This window comes from Mucilaginibacter sp. OAE612, assembly GCF_041806395.1.
GTDB classification, from domain to species: Bacteria; Bacteroidota; Bacteroidia; order Sphingobacteriales; family Sphingobacteriaceae; genus Mucilaginibacter; species Mucilaginibacter rubeus.
Genome location: NZ_JBGMUW010000001.1, coordinates 3,651,048 through 3,667,849, shown reverse-complemented (window position 1 = coordinate 3,667,849; position 16,802 = coordinate 3,651,048). Strand labels below are relative to the sequence as shown.

Here is a 16,802-nt window from a genome sequence, read left to right as displayed (position 1 = left end):
TCACCCGAAGGCATAGGCTTCGAATAACGGGGACTTCGAATAGCGGAGGTTTTTAAACCCTTAGCCTTTAACCTTTTACCTTTCGCCTCGATCCCAAATCGAATATCTGAAATCCGAAGTTACACTGATTGCCTGATATGTTTTGCCAATTTGCTGTACAGTACTTCAGGAACAAAAGGTTTAGTCAAATAATCACACATACCCGCTTCCAGCGCTTGTTGGTAGGTTTCGGGCATGGCGTCGGCCGTGAGGGCTATGATGGGCAAGTCGGGCTGTGTTTGTTTAATCATCGCCGTTGCTTCAAAGCCGTCCATAACAGGCATCTGCAAGTCCATAATAATAAGATCATAAGAGTTTTGGTTAACCAGGTCGACAGCTATTTGCCCATTTGATGCTTCCTGAACCTGGGCATTCCAGCGCCTTAAAAATTTGCCGGCTATCATCAGGTTCATTTTGTTGTCATCAACAACTAAAATATTCATGCCCCGTAAGTTGTAGTCTGAAGCATTCGCCGCAACAGCAACCGGTTTCATGGCAGCGACCTCAGGAGCGAGGGTAAAGTTTATAGCAAAACTAAATGTGGTACCCTTACCCAGTTCGCTTGATACAGCAATTGTACCTTTATGCAGTTCAACCAGCCGTTTGGTAATAGCGAGGCCTAAACCGGTACCTCCATAGTCATTATCAATTACTTGTTGGTCCTGCATAAAAGGATCAAAAACAATGTTGAAGCTTTCGGGCGAAATGCCTATACCTGTATCGGTAACCGCAAATTTAATATTAACGGTGTTTGGGGTTATCACATCCTTATCCAACCGGATAATAACCTTACCTGTATGTGTAAATTTAATGGCATTGCTGATCAGGTTATTAAGTACCTGGCTCAGCCGCATGGCATCGCCCATTAAATCTCCGGGAATGGTATCATCTGTTATCAATTCAAGCGTCAGTTTTTTTTCGGCCGCCTTTGGCTCAAAAGATTGCTTTATTTTATGGATTAGCTGGTGAATGTTGAACCTTGAGTTATTCAGTTCCAGCTTGCCAGCCTCAATCTTATTATAATCTAAAATGTCATTGATAATGGCCAGCAGGTTTTCGCCCGAAAACTTGAGCGTATTGAGGTATTCCATCTGTTCGGGCCTTGGGTTTTCGTCAAGCAGCAGGTTGGTTGTACCAATAACCGCGTTCATCGGCGTACGGATCTCATGGCTCATGATGGATAAAAATTCCGACTTGAACTTAGACGACTTTTCGGCCATTTCTTTAGCCCATATTAGGTCCTGCCGTGCTTTCTCCTGGTCTGTTATGTCTTCGCCAAGCGCTGTGGTCTCCTTAAAAACGCCGTTTTCGTCATAAAAAACCGTATTTTGCCAGCTTATGATCCGTTGCTCGCCGTTACGGCAAATAATAGGGTTAATGTAATGCGGTAAAAAATTGTCATTTATAAACCAGCTCTTTAAAAAATCTTTCAGATCATCGGGAATAAAATTGTCCATCCAATTCATGCCAATTATCTCGGCCTGGGTATATCCTACCAGGTTTGCCAGGTATTTGTTGCAAAAGGTAACAATGCCACTGTCGTTAACCGTTATTGCTATCATATTAACAGTTTCTAATACCCGCCGGTATTTGCTTTCGACGTTTCTGAAATCAAGCTCAGCCTGTTTGCGTTCTGTAATATCCTGCAGGGTGCCTATAATTTTGCGCACACTTCCGTCTTCATTATAAAGGCGTTTGCCGGCTATAATACTCAGGTGTTTGATATTGCCACCGGGAGTTATAATGCGGTATTCATAGGATGAATCCATGTTGCTTAACTCGTTACGCAATAAGCTCCTGACAATAAACCTGTCGTTAGGATGTACATGCTTAAGCAGCAACTTTATAAAACAGCGCTGGCATGAAGAGGTATCCTGGTCAAGCTCATAAATGACATTCAGCTCCTCCGACCAGGACAGGCGACGCGACGCTACGTCATATTTCCAGTTGCCTATTTTAGCAATGGCCTGGGCTTCCATCAGTTCAAGCTGGCTTAGTTTAACTGCTTTATCGGCAAGGCGGGCCTCGGTAATATCCTGGATAATGCCAAATGTGCGTGTAACTGTGTCTGACAGTAATTTCTTTTCGCCGCGTTGGATCCTGATATATTTTAAGTTGCCCGCCGGTGTGATAAATTTATGCTCAAGTTGGTTTTGTGCTGTTGTACGGATGGATGCAAGGTATTCAAAAACGTTCTCCCTGTCGTCAGGATGTACCAGGCTTATATAGTATTGAAAGTGGTTCATGCCGGTGGGAATATCTTCAATCCCGAGCAGGGCATTGAGGTTGGCCGACCAAAATGTTTCCTTGCTCTCGTGGTCATACCACCAGTTGCCTATTTTAGCAATGTTTTGAGCTTCCAGTAACTGATCTTCGTTTTCTTTAAGGGCCCGTTCATATTTCTTTTGTTCGGTTATATCCACTACTGAAGCCGAGATCCGGCCGGTATAACCTGTTGTTTTATCAAATACGGGGGTGAAGTTAGCCGTAAAGGAATGTCCGCTTTCGTAATCAGATAAAAACTCTATTGATATGGGTTTGCGGTTTTCTATTACGTAGTTTAAAGCGCTGTCATACTTTTCGGCTTTTTGCGGGCCCACTACCTTATCGAGTGTTTTGCCAATCGCTATCCGCGGATCAACTACGCGCTCGGTCATTTCATTAAACCATACGTTAATGCAGGTTTTGTTTTCATCAAACTCAAAAATGATGTCATTTAATGAGTTAATGAGCGCGTTGAGATGATTACGACTTTCACGCAGCTTGGCATCATTAACCATTAGGCTTTGGTTAAGCTTCATCACGTTATTAACAGCATTTTTTAGCTGGTATTGATAAGCCATCACCACTAAAAATGAGACATAGGCTATTACAGTGAAAACCAAAATAAGTACGATCAGCACTGCGGGCGAAATGGCAAGCCTGGGCGCGGTAAAATAGGCGGTTATAATAGCTGCAAGGTTAGCTTCGCAGATAATTATGAATTCCTGGCTTTTTTTGCAAAAAAGGGTTAAAGCAATAAAAATGGTTATTGCGCTAAACAGGTACACATGTTCAAATCCGTTTTTGCTAAGTAAAATGCAGTTGTTTATGACCAGGAAAGACAAAACGGTGGCAAAGATCCCCGCTTTATAAAAAACCTTATTATTAATGAAAGAAAAAAATAGCGTGATAGCACACAAAAAACAGTTTATAGCCCTTAGCCAAAAAGGATCGTAAGAATTGTGGAAGCAAAGATAGTGTAACGAGGGACTTGCAATAAATAAGCCTATGAGTAAAAGGCGATAAACGGTAGCTTGGTTTTGGATCATTACCAATGAGTTACCTTTTAACGACATGTTTTGCAGTAATTTTTTAATCAATTATTAACGTCTATAAGCACAAATACAGGTTGTAAAATAATAAATTTGGCCGAAAATTTTTACAAACAGTAAATTATATTAGCGGTTATTAATACGCAGATTTATTTACATTTGTTGCAGATACAAATTTCTATGGCGGAAACAGCACAACTAAAAATTGGTGATAAAACATTTGAGCTCCCGGTAATTGAGGGCACTGAAGGTGAAAAGGCAATCGATATTTCCAAGCTTCGCGATCAAACCGGTTATGTAACACTTGATATCGGGTACAAAAATACAGGCGCTACCAAAAGCGCCATTACTTTTTTAGATGGCGAGCAGGGAATACTTAAATACCGTGGTTATCCAATTGAGCAATTAGCCGAAAAATCATCATTTATTGAAGTTGCTTATTTGCTGATCTATGGCGAGCTGCCATCTGCCGAAAAGCTAAAATCATTCCAGTACGAGCTAAGCCGCCATACTTTGGTGCATGAGGACATGAAAAAGTTTTTTGATGGCTTTCCGTCAAAATCGCACCCGATGGGGCAGCTGTCGTCATTGGTATCTGCATTATCGGCTTTTTATCCCGAATCATTAAAGCCATCCCAAACCACCGAAGAGCTTAACCAAAGCATTATTAAAATGCTTGCAAAAATGGCTACCGTGGTTTCATGGATCTATAAAAAATCGTTAGGGCACCCTGTTATCTATCCTCAAAATAAATACGATTACGTTACCAACTTCCTGCACATGACTTTTGGTCAGCGTACAGAGGAGGTGGAGATCGATCCGGTGGTTATCGACGCTATGAACAAGCTGTTGATTTTACATGCCGATCATGAGCAAAACTGTTCTGCTTCTACCGTTCGCATAGTAGGTTCGTCCGATTCTAATATTTATGCTTCGGTATCTGCAGGTATTTCGGCGCTTTGGGGCCCGTTACATGGCGGCGCCAACCAGGCTGTAATTGAAATGCTGGAGAAGATCAAAGAAGATGGTGGCGATACTGATAAATGGATTGCCAAGGCTAAAGACAAGAATGATCCTTTCCGTTTAATGGGTTTTGGCCACCGCGTTTATAAAAACTTTGATCCCCGTGCAAAGATCATTAAAAAAGCCTGCGACGATATTTTAGAAAAGCTGGGGGTTAATGACGAGGTACTGGAAATAGCCAAGAAACTGGAAGAGGTTGCTTTGAAAGATCCATACTTTGTTGAGCGTAAACTTTATCCTAACGTTGATTTTTACTCCGGTATCATTTACCGCGCCTTAGGCTTCCCTACGGATATGTTTACTGTACTGTTCGCCCTTGGCCGTTTACCGGGATGGATTGCTCAATGGAAAGAAATGAAAGAAAACAAAGAACCTATCGGTCGTCCGCGCCAGATTTATGTAGGTGCAACCTCTAAAGAATATGTTGATATAGCAAGTCGATAAGTATATGGTTCATAGTTGATGGATCATAGTTCATAGAAGAAATATTATATAAAATAGGAAGCGATGGGGGATGACCTCATCGCTTTTTTTACCGCTGATTTTTGATTTTGATTAATATGATTACGCTGATTTGCTAATCTTATTATTTAATAATACTAAACGAGGGAATCAGCGAAATCAGCGTGATCATTCGTCAAAAATTAAGGTTCAGATAAAGAAGCCCCGCAGGTTTTCACCGTGCGGGGCCATATAAATAAATCAATCAACTGCAGTGGTTAAGCTTAAAGCTTAGTAATAGTAAAAGTGTTGGCGTTGGCGTTTAACACTATCTTGTAAGTGCCGCCGGCTGATATTGTATAATTAGCTCCGCCTGGCGTAAGTGCCGCTGGCGTTCCGCCCAAGTTTAAATCCCAGCTGTGATTAAACCTGAATTTTATATCCTTGCCCCCAATTAAAGCAGCGGTAACGCTCCAGGTTTTGGTAGTAGCGTCATAAAGCATATCGGTGTCAGTGCTCCAGCCGCCCGGAGTAGCATCGCCAATAATGCTCCAGAACACAGGGGTAGCCGTAAATGTGCCTTTTGTTTTATCGTTTTGATCAATAACAGCATGCAATGCATAGTATCCTGCGGCAGGTACTGAAAGGTTACCGCCGGTAGTACTTATTTTTCCGCTGCCTGCATCTCCGTATGCAACGTCCCAAACCTTTTTAGGAGTAAGTTTAAATTCAAGCTTACCTGCAGGGAAACCGATATAACCATCATACACACCGTCATTATTTGGCGAAGTAAGACTGTCGGCAGTTTTGGGATCCCATCCCTGGTAAGCACCGGGAACATAAATATAGCCTGTACCCTGGTATGGTAATACAGTTAATGTAATAATGTTTGAGTAGGTAGCAGCCAGGTTTGGAGCCGCTGATGATTTAATGCGCACCTCAACTTGCGATGGGTTGTCATAAGATAGCTTCAATGCTGTTAACATATCGTTAAGCACACCCACTTTAAGCGTTTGGGTAAGCTTGTCGGTGCTTACTTCTCTTGCGTTTTTAAAACTATTACCTTTTACATCTAACTGTATAGTATAGGTAATGGGGGCATTGTAACCAGTTACCGGGGTTGCGGCCCAGCTAAAGGTAATAGCATCATTATTGGCATTGGGTTTAGATAGTGCGGGAGCGGTTGTTGTTGAAGTTAAAGCACCCACTTTGCCCACGTTTGCTACAACCTTTACTTCATCCTTTTTACATGACGCCAGCATCAGCAGCGCTATGCCACCGAATGCCAGGAGCGTGGTAAATATTTTTTTCATATCCTTTTTAGGTTTTATGGTTTTACGGGAGATACTTTAAGAGCATCTCCCGGTATATTATTAATATCCTGTATTTTGTTTCAGATTAGGGTTAGCTGTAACATCTGCCGATGGTAACGGATATACCGTGCGAAAGCTTTCAACGCCTTTTCCATCTTTTGAACCACCTTTAAACGGCCACAAATAGGTAGCCTCTACAAACTTTTTGTAACGGATAAGATCCGTACGGCGGAAACCTTCCCAGTACAGCTCACGTCCTCTTTCATCAAGCAACAGATCGGTTGTTAAAGCGGTTAACTGGCCGGTGGTAGCACTTTGGTAGGCACGGGCCCTTAATTTGTTAACATAGCTTAAAGCAAGTGTGGCATCGCCGCCACCGCCGCGTGTAGTAGCTTCAGCATAGATCAAATACTGCTCGGCTAAACGGAAAATAGGAAGGTCCATATCTGCATAATCCAAACTTTGCGGGGGGGCACCGTTTATCTTAACATCTTTGAATTTACTGATAGCGTAGCCATCGGTAAAGCTACTTATGGTATTGATATCGATATTTTGGCCATCGGTATAAAACTGGGCACGTTTATCAGCACTCGAGGCGCCTCCCGGAAACAGGTTTACAAAAGCTTTGGTAGTACGTAAACCGGCCCAGCCGCCTGAAATACCATAATCAGCAGCAGGCATTGAGCCACCAACGGGGGCATGGGTCATAAATGTGGCACCACCATAGCTTTGGGTATGTAAGCCATCATAGTTAATGGTTAAAATAAACTCATTTTTATTGAGGTTGTTATCAGCGCGCATTAATTTGGAATAGTCACTAACTAATGAATAACCGGCATCAATCACCTTTTTTGAATAGGTTACCGCAGCTGCATAATTAGCTGTACCGGTATAAACCTCAGCATTAAGATAGATCCTGGCTAATAATGCCCATGCAGCCGCTTTATCTGCGCGGCCATATTCGTTAGTGCGAGCATCAGCAAGGCCTCCATCAATTGCTTTAAGCTCGCCTTCAATATAGGTAAACAGATCTTTACGGCTTATTTGCTTAGGCAAAGCACCACCCAAAGCATCGTTTTCGGTAACGAATGGAGGGTTTCCAAATAAATCCATTAAAATCGAATATTGATAGGCTCTTAAAAAGCGCGCCTCAGCAACATATTGATGAACTTTATCAGCATCGGCGCCGGTAATTCCCCTGCTGCTTAGTTTAGCATCAGACGACTGGCGGATAAAATCATTAGCCAATGTAATCTGATACATACAACGATAGTATAAACCTGTAAGGAACAGGTTGCTTGATGACCAGGTCATGCTGTGAAAATCCGGCAGCCCCACATCTCCCCAGCCAACAACAGCTTCGTCGGTCGGTAATTCCTGAGCACACCACATCAGGCGGAAAAAATCAGACGTGCCTTCGTCAATACCTTGTACGTCGCCGTTGCCGGCAGGCCCTGTATTACCGGTGAGCGCGTATGCTGCATAAACCTTGGCAAATGCTTGTTTGTAACCCTCGGGCGAGCTGTAAACCTGCTCCGCCGTTACATCATTGGTAGGAAGCAAATTAAGCTTCTTGGTGCACGATGTTAAACCCGCGGCTATCAAACCGGTTATTAATATATATTTTAATGAATTTCTTTTCATGTCAATCTTTTTTGCGTTATCAGCTTTATATTATAATGAAAGGTTTAAACCTAACACATAGGTACGCGGCCTTGGGTAAAAATTGTTATCAATGCCGCTGCTAACTTCGGGGTCAAGACCTTTATATTTGGTAATGGTAAATACGTTTTGTACGTTAGCACTTACGCGCAAATTGCCGGTGTTGCCAAACACTTTGCCAAAGTTATAGCCGAGGTTAATGTTATCCATTTTTATAAACGACGCGTTCTGTATGTAGTAATCGGATAGCCTCATCTTATCAGAAGAGCCCACTATACCAGTTTGAAGCAAACTTGTAGAAGCGTTGTTCAAAATTCCGATGCCGTTAAATACGCTTAATTGTGTGCCCGAGCTTGCAAGCACGTTGTTGTAAGCATAATTACCTACACTTGCCCTTGCTGAGAAGCCCGCCGACCATTTTTTATAATTGAAGTTTGAATTAAGACCGAAGTATGCCTTAGGATCTGAGCTTTTATATCTGTAAAGGTCGCTGCTATTGATAATGCCATCCTTATTGCGGTCAACAAAAACGCCGTCAAGCGGTCTGCCATCGGCACCGTAAACCTGTTGATAAACGTAAAAGGAAAGGCGGGGATAATTAACCGAATTGATTTGGATTGTATTACCGGTGCCGCCTGATATGCCCCCCGTTAACACACCGGGATAGCTTGGATCAGGAGCCAGGGTAAGCCGGGTAATTTTGTTGGTATTGTAGGTGGCGTTAAAGCCGATGCTCCAGTTCATATCCTGTGATCTGATCACATCTGCATTAAGGCTTAATTCAACACCCTTGCTGGTTAAATCGCCAATGTTGGCCACAATGGTATTTGAAAAGTTAGTACCTGCTGGCTGGGGTATGCTGTTAAGTAGTTTTGATGTTTTGCGGTAGTAAAAATCAAGGGTACCGGTAATGCGATTGTCAAGAAATCCAAAATCAAGCCCGGCATTTGATGATGCTGTTTGCTCCCAGGTACGTTGTGAATAATATCCGCCCGGACGGTACAGGTTGTATAAAATATCGCCTAATTGATATTGGGCGGCGTTACCACTAAGATTATAAAACGATATCACATCATAGTTACCAATGCCATCCTGCTGACCGGTTATACCGTAACCCAGGCGTAATTTAAGATCAGATAATGCAGTTATTCCCTTAAACATCTGCTCTTGTTTTAATTTCCAGGCAAATGCTACAGAAGGGAAGGTACCAAATCTTCTATCGGGGTTGAATTTTGATGAACCATCGCGGCGTACAGTACCGGTCAGGATATATTTATCTTGAAATACGTAATTTAAACGACCATAAACGGATATTAACCTGTTTTCTGGTTCATCAAAATTAAAGTTTGGATTAGAGCCTGGTCTTTCGGTTCCGTCAAATGCATAGGACCCGTAAAAGTAATTTTTTGTGCTAAAATCCTGATATGAGTAACCGGCAACTGCATCAATATGGCTTGCGATATTTTTTAGATCTTTAGCATAGCTGAAGTAACCTTCAAATATAGTATTTGATTGTGTGCCTCTATACGGGTTTCGCTGGCCGCGGTGAGTGATCCCTTTACTGTCTTGAAATCCGTTATAGTTTGAAGCCGCACTATCAGGAATGTTCACACTGCCCGAGCCTTTAGATACATCGTAGCCTAAGTTAACATTTGCATGCAATTCGGGCAAAAAGTGAAACTTATAATCCAATTGGAGGTTGCCTATACTACGATAAACATTACTGCGGTTGTCTTGCTCTTCAAGTAAGCCCAGTGGGTTAAGTGTGGCTAACCCTTTAAGCTGGCTTGTAGCTGGTTTTGATGGATCATTCAGCCATTCATAATAGCCACCAAAACGATTGCTGCCCGAGTAAACAGGTTTGGTAGGATCAAAGCTAACTGCCGCACCAATTGCCCCCTCATTGGCAAACCGTTGTTTCACCTGTGAGCCTTTAGCATTCAGGGTTACTTTCAAATGGTCTGTGAAAAAGCTTGGGCTTAAGTTAATTGCGCCGGTAAACCGCTGTAATGAACTGGTTTTTAAAATACCTGTCTGATCAAAATACCCGGCAGAGACACGATACGGCAGGTGTTTCGTTGCACCTGATATACTGATGTTATTGTCGGTAGTGATGCCTGTTTGGTAAATTTGCTTTTGCCAATTGGTATTTGCTGTTCCAAGCTGCGATTTTTGTATAGCTGTGCCATTGGCATTCACATAATCGCGTATTTGATCGCCTGTAAGTACGTCAACATATTTGTTAAGCTTGCTGGCCGAAAATTGAGTGCTGAAATCGATAACCGGTTTACCGCTTTTGCCCTTTTTGGTAGTGATCAATATGACACCGTTTGAGGCCCTGTTACCATAAATAGCAGCAGCCGACGCATCTTTCAGAATGGAAAACGATTCAATATCATTTGGGTTAATCAAGCTCAACGGGTCTGCAACGCCCGGTATTTTCGATGTGCCGTCACCGTTACGCGGACGATCGATAGGGACACCATCAATTACGATCAAAGGATCATTGCCTGCTGCCAGTGATACACCCGCACGCACGCGAATCGTACTACCTGCACCAGGCGCGCCGCTGTTTGATATTACGGATACACCTGCAACCTTACCGGCAATTAATTGCTCGGGGGTGGTAATAACGCCTTTTTGGAAATCTTTGGCGGTTACGTTGGTGATTGCGCCTGAAAGATCTTTTTTACGCTGGGTACCGTAACCTATAACCACTACCTCGTTAAGGCTTTTGCTTTCGGGAGCGAGGCTGAAGTTTTCGACCGTTGCGCCGTTAACGGTTACTGTTTTTTTGATGGTAATATAACCGATAAATTTTACACTTAGGGTGTAAGTACCGGCTTTAACATTGTTAATGGCATAGTTACCATTAGGGTCGGTAGTTGAACCAATAGTGGTACCATCGACGGTAACCGTAGCACCGGGGAGGGGCTGGTTGGTTTCGTCAGATACCTTTCCTTTAATACTCCCGGTTTGTGAAAACGCCATGAATGACATCATCAGGAAAGCACAAAGAAGAACATACTTTTTTGAGTAATTTTTTCTCATTTACTTATTGATTTTTATGAATAAAAAAAGGCTTATTTTGCCGTCTATAATTGGTTTATTATTGTGGCCGAAACAGCATGCGACTAATTTACATTTACAAATATCAATTGCAAATTTTATATAAAAGATAATTTTAAAGCGTTTAATTAAGTCTTTTTTAACTGTAAAGAAATATTGAAATTTATTAAAGAAGTGGGGAAAAATTATTGTTTTTATGCGAAATTTGGATTTAAACGCATATTTGTGAAATAAGTAAGTGTCATGTTTACACAATAGGTGATTTTACTTTAATGCAACCCGTTTCCGGGAACGTTCCCGGAAACGTTCCCGGTTTTTAGCTTTTTATGATGATGAAAAAAATAATTTTCTGCGCGTTTTTGCTTTTGGGCCGAAATTTTTTGCTTTTTAGCCAGGTGAAAATCTCCTTTTTTACCGGCAAAATAGCAGCGTTGAAAAGCCCGTCTGAACACCTGTTCCTGGCAGGTGATTTTAATGGCTGGAACCCTGCCGATAAGGCTTGGGAACTGGTTAAAAATGAGAAGGGAAATTACGTGATAAACAAAGACCTGCCGGCCGGGATTGTTCATTTTAAAGTGACCCGTGGCAGTTGGAGCACCGTTGAATGCGATGTTGCGGGTAAGGCCATTGATAACCGCAACCTAAAAATAACCGCAGATACAACTATTAAGCTGGATATTGAAGCCTGGCAGGATAACTTTGGCATACCTGAAAAGAAACATACCGCTACAGCGAGGGTACATGTGATCAGCGAAAACTTTGAAATACCTCAATTAGGCAGGCAGCGGAGGGTTTGGATCTATTTACCGGCCGGTTATGAGGCAGACAAAAAGAAATATCCGGTAATTTACATGCACGATGGGCAGAACCTTTTTGATGAATACACCTCAAGCTATAGCGAATGGGGGATTGATGAGCTCATGGATAGGATACCTGTTCAACAGGAAAGCATCATAGTGGGTATCGATCATGGTGGCGAATACCGCATAACCGAATATGATCCGTATAACTCAAGATACGGAGAAGGCAGGGGAGATGAGTATGTGCAATTTTTAATTAACGACCTTAAACCATATATTGATACCCATTACCGTACCCAAACTGATGCCGCGCACACAACCATTGCGGGCAGCTCCATGGGCGGACTTATCTCGATGTATGCCGCGCTTAAATACCCCAGGGTGTTTGGAAATGCAGGGGTATTTTCGCCCGCATTCTGGATAGCGCCGCAAATTTATGACCAGGCACAACAGGCTGCAATAAATAAAAATAGCCGTTTTTATTTTGTTTGCGGCGATGCAGAAAGCGCCAGTATGGTAGCCGATATGCAAAAAATGGCCAATTTGCTGAAATCAAGAGGGGTAAAACCCGAAAACGCCCCCGTTACTGTAATCAAAGGCGCATCCCACAATGAAAAGCAATGGAACGGCGACTGGCCTGGGTTTTATAAATGGTTGATGGAGTTTTGAAGGAGTCGGAAAGTCTGAAGTCCGTAAGTCGGGAAGTCCGTGAGTCTGCAAAGGCAATTATCGAAAAAGCTTTAATGATCTTTCGGACTTACGGACTTCCCGACTTTCGGACTAAATTTGCGGACCTCCGACTTTCGGACTAAATTACACCCCATGACCATCGAAGAAATATTAAAACAGTACTGGAACCATGATGCCTTCAGGCCTATGCAGGCCGAGATCATCCAGTCTGTTTTATTAGGAAATGATACTTTGGCGCTGTTGCCTACCGGTGGCGGTAAATCAGTTTGTTTCCAGGTGCCGGCGTTGGCTAAAGAGGGGATCTGTATAGTGGTGTCGCCGCTTATTGCGCTCATGAAAGACCAGGTTGAAAACCTGCGGGCCAAAGGCATCAACGCGATATCCATAGTATCGGGAATGGGTCGCCGTGAGATAGACCTAGCGCTGGATAATTGCATTTATGGTTCGGTAAAGTTCCTGTACCTGTCGCCCGAGCGCCTGCTGAGCGAATTGGTGCGCGAGCGGGTGAAGTACATGAAAGTAAACCTCTTCGCAGTGGACGAGGCGCATTGTATTTCGCAATGGGGTTACGATTTCAGGCCGCCGTACCTGCATATTGCCGATCTGCGGGAGCTGCATCCCAACGTGCCCGTGCTTGCGCTTACAGCAACAGCTACCGCCGATGTTAAGGCCGATATTCAGGAAAAGCTAAAATTCAAAAATCCGGTAGTTTACCAGCAAAGTTTTGAACGACGCAATATCAGTTATGTGGTGCAGCATGAGGAAGATAAGTTCCGTAAAATGATCAATATCGTACGCGGTGTTAAGGGAAGCGGCATTGTATATGTACGGAGCAGGAAGGAAACTTTTGAGATAGCGAAGTTCCTGACGGATAACGGTATAAGGGCCGATTATTACAACGCAGGCCTGACTGTTGACCAGCGCGCCGAAAAGCAGGAGGCCTGGAAAAATAACCGGGTACGGGTGATCGTAGCTACCAATGCTTTTGGTATGGGGATAGATAAACCGGATGTACGGTTTGTGATCCACAAGGATATTCCCGAAAGTTTGGAAGCCTATTATCAGGAAGCCGGCCGGGGCGGCCGCGATGGTAATAAAGCTTTTGGCGTACTGCTATATAACCCTGCCGATAAGCTGAAACAGGAAAAGATGTATGAGCTTAACTTTCCATCGGTTGAGGAGATTAAGCAGGTATACCATAACCTGGCCAATTATTACCAGGTAGCTTATGAGGCCGGCGAGGGTTTAAGCTTTGATCTCGACCTTGGCGAATTTTGCAGCCGCTTTAAGCTCGATGCTATTAAAACGCTCAACGCCCTTAAGTTTTTAGAGCGTGACGAATACCTTGCTTTTAACGAAAGCGTATTTTTACCCTCGCGTTTTCAGTTTGAGGTAGTTAACGAGCAACTATACAACTTCCAGATCCAGAACGCCGGTTGGGACCCTTTTATCAAAACCCTGCTGCGCTCATACGGGGGGGCTTTTGAAAATTATGTGCGTATAAAGGAGTTTGATATCGCAAGGCGAACAGGTTTAAGCGTTCAGCAGGTTATTGAAGGGATGTTACAGTTGCAGCAGTATGGATTGCTTAGCTATATGCAACAAACTGATAAACCCCAGGTTACCTATTTAAAACCACGGGTACAGGGCAGTCACCTCATCGTCGACAGGAAATATATTGAGCAGCGCAAAGAAGTGTACCGCCAAAAAATGGAAGCTGTTTTTGCCTACGCCATTCATAAACGCTGCCGGAGCCAGATGTTGCTGGCTTATTTTGATGAGCCAAATGGTCGTAAATGCGGGATCTGCGATGTTTGCCTTGAGGAAAAACGCAGGGTAAATCAAGACGAGATCTTCGACAACATCACCACCGAAATAGTTCAATTGCTTAGTATCAGCAACCCCGATATCGGTGGCCTGATAACCGGGATCAACATCGGTACCGAAAAAGAAAAAATGGAGGCCGTACGCCTGCTGATCGATGCAGGGAAGATTAAAACTGATGGTGAGGCTTATTATTTGAGTTGATAGGTTGTATAACAAGGGTTTTCACCCGTCCATCATGCCCAGAAACTCTAAAGGAGAAATGACAATATAAAAAAGGGGCCTGTCACCCTGAGCCTGTCGAAGGGTCGCGCGCAGAGGCCTGCCCACGATGCTTCGAGTGCCTCAGCATGACCCCATTTTTAATTGTGTCGTGCTTCGATCTAATTTATCTTTCTTTCCCTCAAATTCTCCACCCCATTTCACCGGGAAAAATCACCCCTTTACCGACAAAAACCTGCCCTACAGCTAATTAGCCCAAGCCTGCTGTAACGTTTTTTATTTGAGATCGTCATATGTATGTATTCAATGAAATAAAATAATAATCACTTGACAATCAAAATATTAATACCATGAAAACTACATTAACCGCCATCGCTACCGTACTGTTTATGGTACTTGGCTTCGCAAACATCGCATCTGCAAATAATGCTAAAAATGATGCAGGCATCATTTTAACCGACATCAGCAAAATCAACAAAATTGAAGTTTACGGCAATGTTGAACTGTACATATCAAGCGGCCCGGCCGACCAGGTAAAAGTTTACAACCGCTACTATTCTGAAAACGCTCTGGTTCAGTCACAAAAAGGCGTATTGCGCATATCATCATATAAAGCCGAAAAATTGGTTGTTTGGGTAACTGCAAACCAATTGAGTGCCATTAACGCGTATGATAATGCCGAGATTAAATCATTCGGCAGTCTTTCAGGCATCGAGCTTGATGTTAAATTAAACAACAATGCATCTGCCAATCTTAACCTGGATACTTATAGCGCCAGCATCACCCTAAGCGGTAATGCCAAAGCCGAGCTTAAAGGTAATACCAATGAGTATAGTCTAACAAGAAATGCAACTTCAAACGTAAACAGCAACGGTTTAGCCTACACTCATGCTACAGAAACCCTGAATAAAGAAACCAAACCAAGGGTTGATGAATTTGCAACTTTATAAAAGCCATTTTTTTGAGTCAATTATATATAGTGTAGCCGCCCTGAAAGGGGCGGTTTTTTGCGTGCTTTTGGGTTGCAAACAGGCGCGTGTTAAAAGATGCTTTACTATTATTACCAGTGAGATAACTAAAAAAGTTTTTGTTATGTTGTTGTTTCAATAATAGGTAGCGTTTATTTCAGGCGATATTCGCCATCTGCAACACCTTTATTGATGGTCTCAACAAAGTCTTTCTGCTCTGCTCGATCAGCCTTTGGCGAAGAACTGCCATGGTAATTTGAACTGACCTTAAATTGTTTTCTGGAGCGTCGTTACCTTTAATAGGGTGGCGACGTTTTTTGTTTTCTTATTGAATAAAACTATTTTCAAAAAATACTTGCGCAAGTAAATGCTTGCATTTATATTTGCAAGTACTTACTTGCGTAATTATGAAAGCCAGACGAGATGTTTACCAGGCGATAGCCGACCCCACCCGAAGAGCGATTATCAATATGATTGCTGCACAGCCACATAACGTGAATGCGATAGCTGCAAACTTTGATGTTACACGCCAGGCAATTTCACTGCATATCCAGATACTGGCCGATTGCGGTTTGATAAACGTTAAACAGCAGGGCCGCGATAGGGTCTGCGAAGCCCGGCTTGATCAGCTTGGCGAAATATCAGTTTGGGTTGATCAATATCGCCAGCACTGGGAAAATAAATTGGATAACCTTGAGAAATATGTAGTAAACCTAAAAAATGAAAGAAATGGAAAACAATCAAAGTAGCACTGCAGATCGTGAACTGCGCTTAACCAGAACTTTAGATGCCCCGGTTGAGCTGGTATGGGAAGTTTGGACCCAACCCGAACATATTGCCCAGTGGTGGGGGCCCAACGGCTTCACCAATACCATTAGTAAAATGGAAATTAAACCAGGAGGAGAGTGGGATCTGGTGATGCATGGCCCCGATGGAACAGATTATAAAAATAAGAGCGTATTTAAAGAAGTTATTCCACTTAAAAAGATAGTATACGAGCATGTCAGCAGTCCAAGATTTGTTGCAACTATTGAGTTTGACGAACGGGGAGAGCAAACTTTCCTGAGCTGGCACATGCTTTTTGAAACGCATGAGCAGTTTGTACAGGTAGTAAAAACATTTAAAGCTGATGAAGGCTTAAAGCAAAACATCGAAAAGTTGAACCTGTATTTAAAAGATGTGAGGAAGGGATAAACTCTATCGAAGGTCACATAGATATCTTCTTTTGTTAATGTATAAAGCGTTATTGAACAATAACGCTTTTTGCGTTTATAGCAGCCCCAATTAAAGAGGTTTCGAATGGCATTAATAGCATTGCCGTCATCACTTTTCATCTGCACATCTGAAATCTGCACATTTATAATCAAAAATTCTTCCGCTGTTTACCGATATAAATCCCCCGTTCGCCGACTAAAACCCGGTGTACATCTAATTTGC

10 protein-coding genes are annotated in these 16,802 nt (G+C 42.8%); 6 read left to right on the top strand and 4 right to left on the bottom strand.

Annotated features, from left to right (window positions below; translation table 11 throughout):
- Positions 1–119: 119 nt before the first annotated feature.
- Positions 120–3,401 (bottom strand): PAS domain S-box protein, encoded by a 3,282-nt coding sequence (locus ABID99_RS15115; RefSeq protein ID WP_373614227.1) that lies wholly within the window; start codon positions 3,399–3,401, stop codon positions 120–122.
- Between the two features lie 132 nt (positions 3,402–3,533).
- Here ABID99_RS15115 and ABID99_RS15110 point away from each other — a divergent pair, with 132 nt between their 5' ends.
- The gene (locus ABID99_RS15110; RefSeq protein ID WP_373614226.1) at positions 3,534–4,820 is read left to right on the top strand and encodes a citrate synthase; all 1,287 of its coding nucleotides are present in this window, start codon (positions 3,534–3,536) and stop codon (positions 4,818–4,820) included.
- 281 nt (positions 4,821–5,101) lie between these two features.
- On the opposite strand, the gene ABID99_RS15105 is transcribed toward ABID99_RS15110, so the two are convergent.
- The 3 genes from ABID99_RS15105 to ABID99_RS15095 are packed head-to-tail and all read right to left on the bottom strand — an operon-like array spanning position 5,102 to position 10,843.
- A complete protein-coding gene (locus ABID99_RS15105; RefSeq protein ID WP_354481837.1) occupies positions 5,102–6,130 on the bottom strand; it encodes a SusE domain-containing protein in 1,029 nt (342 codons plus the stop codon).
- Between the two features lie 60 nt (positions 6,131–6,190).
- Positions 6,191–7,774, bottom strand: coding sequence for a RagB/SusD family nutrient uptake outer membrane protein (locus ABID99_RS15100; protein ID WP_373614225.1), 1,584 nt, complete (start codon positions 7,772–7,774; stop codon positions 6,191–6,193).
- 30 nt (positions 7,775–7,804) lie between these two features.
- Positions 7,805–10,843 (bottom strand): TonB-dependent receptor, encoded by a 3,039-nt coding sequence (locus ABID99_RS15095; protein ID WP_090524510.1) that lies wholly within the window; start codon positions 10,841–10,843, stop codon positions 7,805–7,807.
- A gap of 413 nt (positions 10,844–11,256) precedes the next feature.
- Between ABID99_RS15095 and ABID99_RS15090 the strand changes: the two genes are divergently transcribed.
- The 5 genes from ABID99_RS15090 to ABID99_RS15070 all read left to right on the top strand — a co-directional run bounded on the left by ABID99_RS15090 (position 11,257) and on the right by ABID99_RS15070 (position 16,559).
- A complete protein-coding gene (locus ABID99_RS15090) occupies positions 11,257–12,330 on the top strand; it encodes an alpha/beta hydrolase (protein ID WP_373614224.1) in 1,074 nt (357 codons plus the stop codon).
- A gap of 153 nt (positions 12,331–12,483) precedes the next feature.
- Positions 12,484–14,379, top strand: coding sequence for an ATP-dependent DNA helicase RecQ (locus tag ABID99_RS15085; protein ID WP_373614223.1), 1,896 nt, complete (start codon positions 12,484–12,486; stop codon positions 14,377–14,379).
- Positions 14,380–14,747: 368 nt separating this feature from the next.
- Positions 14,748–15,347 carry a GIN domain-containing protein gene (locus ABID99_RS15080; protein WP_373614222.1) on the top strand — a complete coding sequence of 200 codons (600 nt, stop codon included), beginning with the start codon at positions 14,748–14,750 and terminating at the stop codon, positions 15,345–15,347.
- Positions 15,348–15,772: 425 nt separating this feature from the next.
- The gene (locus ABID99_RS15075) at positions 15,773–16,114 is read left to right on the top strand and encodes a helix-turn-helix transcriptional regulator (protein ID WP_090524524.1); all 342 of its coding nucleotides are present in this window, start codon (positions 15,773–15,775) and stop codon (positions 16,112–16,114) included.
- On the top strand, positions 16,095–16,559 hold the full coding sequence (locus ABID99_RS15070) for an SRPBCC family protein (protein ID WP_090526167.1): 465 nt from the start codon (positions 16,095–16,097) through the stop codon (positions 16,557–16,559). The genes ABID99_RS15075 and ABID99_RS15070 overlap by 20 nt, the downstream gene beginning before the upstream one ends.
- The last annotated feature ends 243 nt before the right edge of the window (positions 16,560–16,802 follow it).

What these genes read in the sequence shown, in the direction of transcription:
- ABID99_RS15110 (WP_373614226.1), top strand. Translation starts at nt 3,534, where the DNA reads ATGGCGGAAACAGCACAACTAAAAATTGGTGATAAAACATTTGAGCTC.
- ABID99_RS15105 (WP_354481837.1), bottom strand. Translation starts at nt 6,130, where the DNA reads ATGAAAAAAATATTTACCACGCTCCTGGCATTCGGTGGCATAGCGCTG.
- ABID99_RS15100 (WP_373614225.1), bottom strand. Translation starts at nt 7,774, where the DNA reads ATGAAAAGAAATTCATTAAAATATATATTAATAACCGGTTTGATAGCC.
- ABID99_RS15095 (WP_090524510.1), bottom strand. Translation starts at nt 10,843, where the DNA reads ATGAGAAAAAATTACTCAAAAAAGTATGTTCTTCTTTGTGCTTTCCTG.
- ABID99_RS15085 (WP_373614223.1), top strand. Translation starts at nt 12,484, where the DNA reads ATGACCATCGAAGAAATATTAAAACAGTACTGGAACCATGATGCCTTC.
- ABID99_RS15080 (WP_373614222.1), top strand. Translation starts at nt 14,748, where the DNA reads ATGAAAACTACATTAACCGCCATCGCTACCGTACTGTTTATGGTACTT.
- ABID99_RS15075 (WP_090524524.1), top strand. Translation starts at nt 15,773, where the DNA reads ATGAAAGCCAGACGAGATGTTTACCAGGCGATAGCCGACCCCACCCGA.
- ABID99_RS15070 (WP_090526167.1), top strand. Translation starts at nt 16,095, where the DNA reads ATGGAAAACAATCAAAGTAGCACTGCAGATCGTGAACTGCGCTTAACC.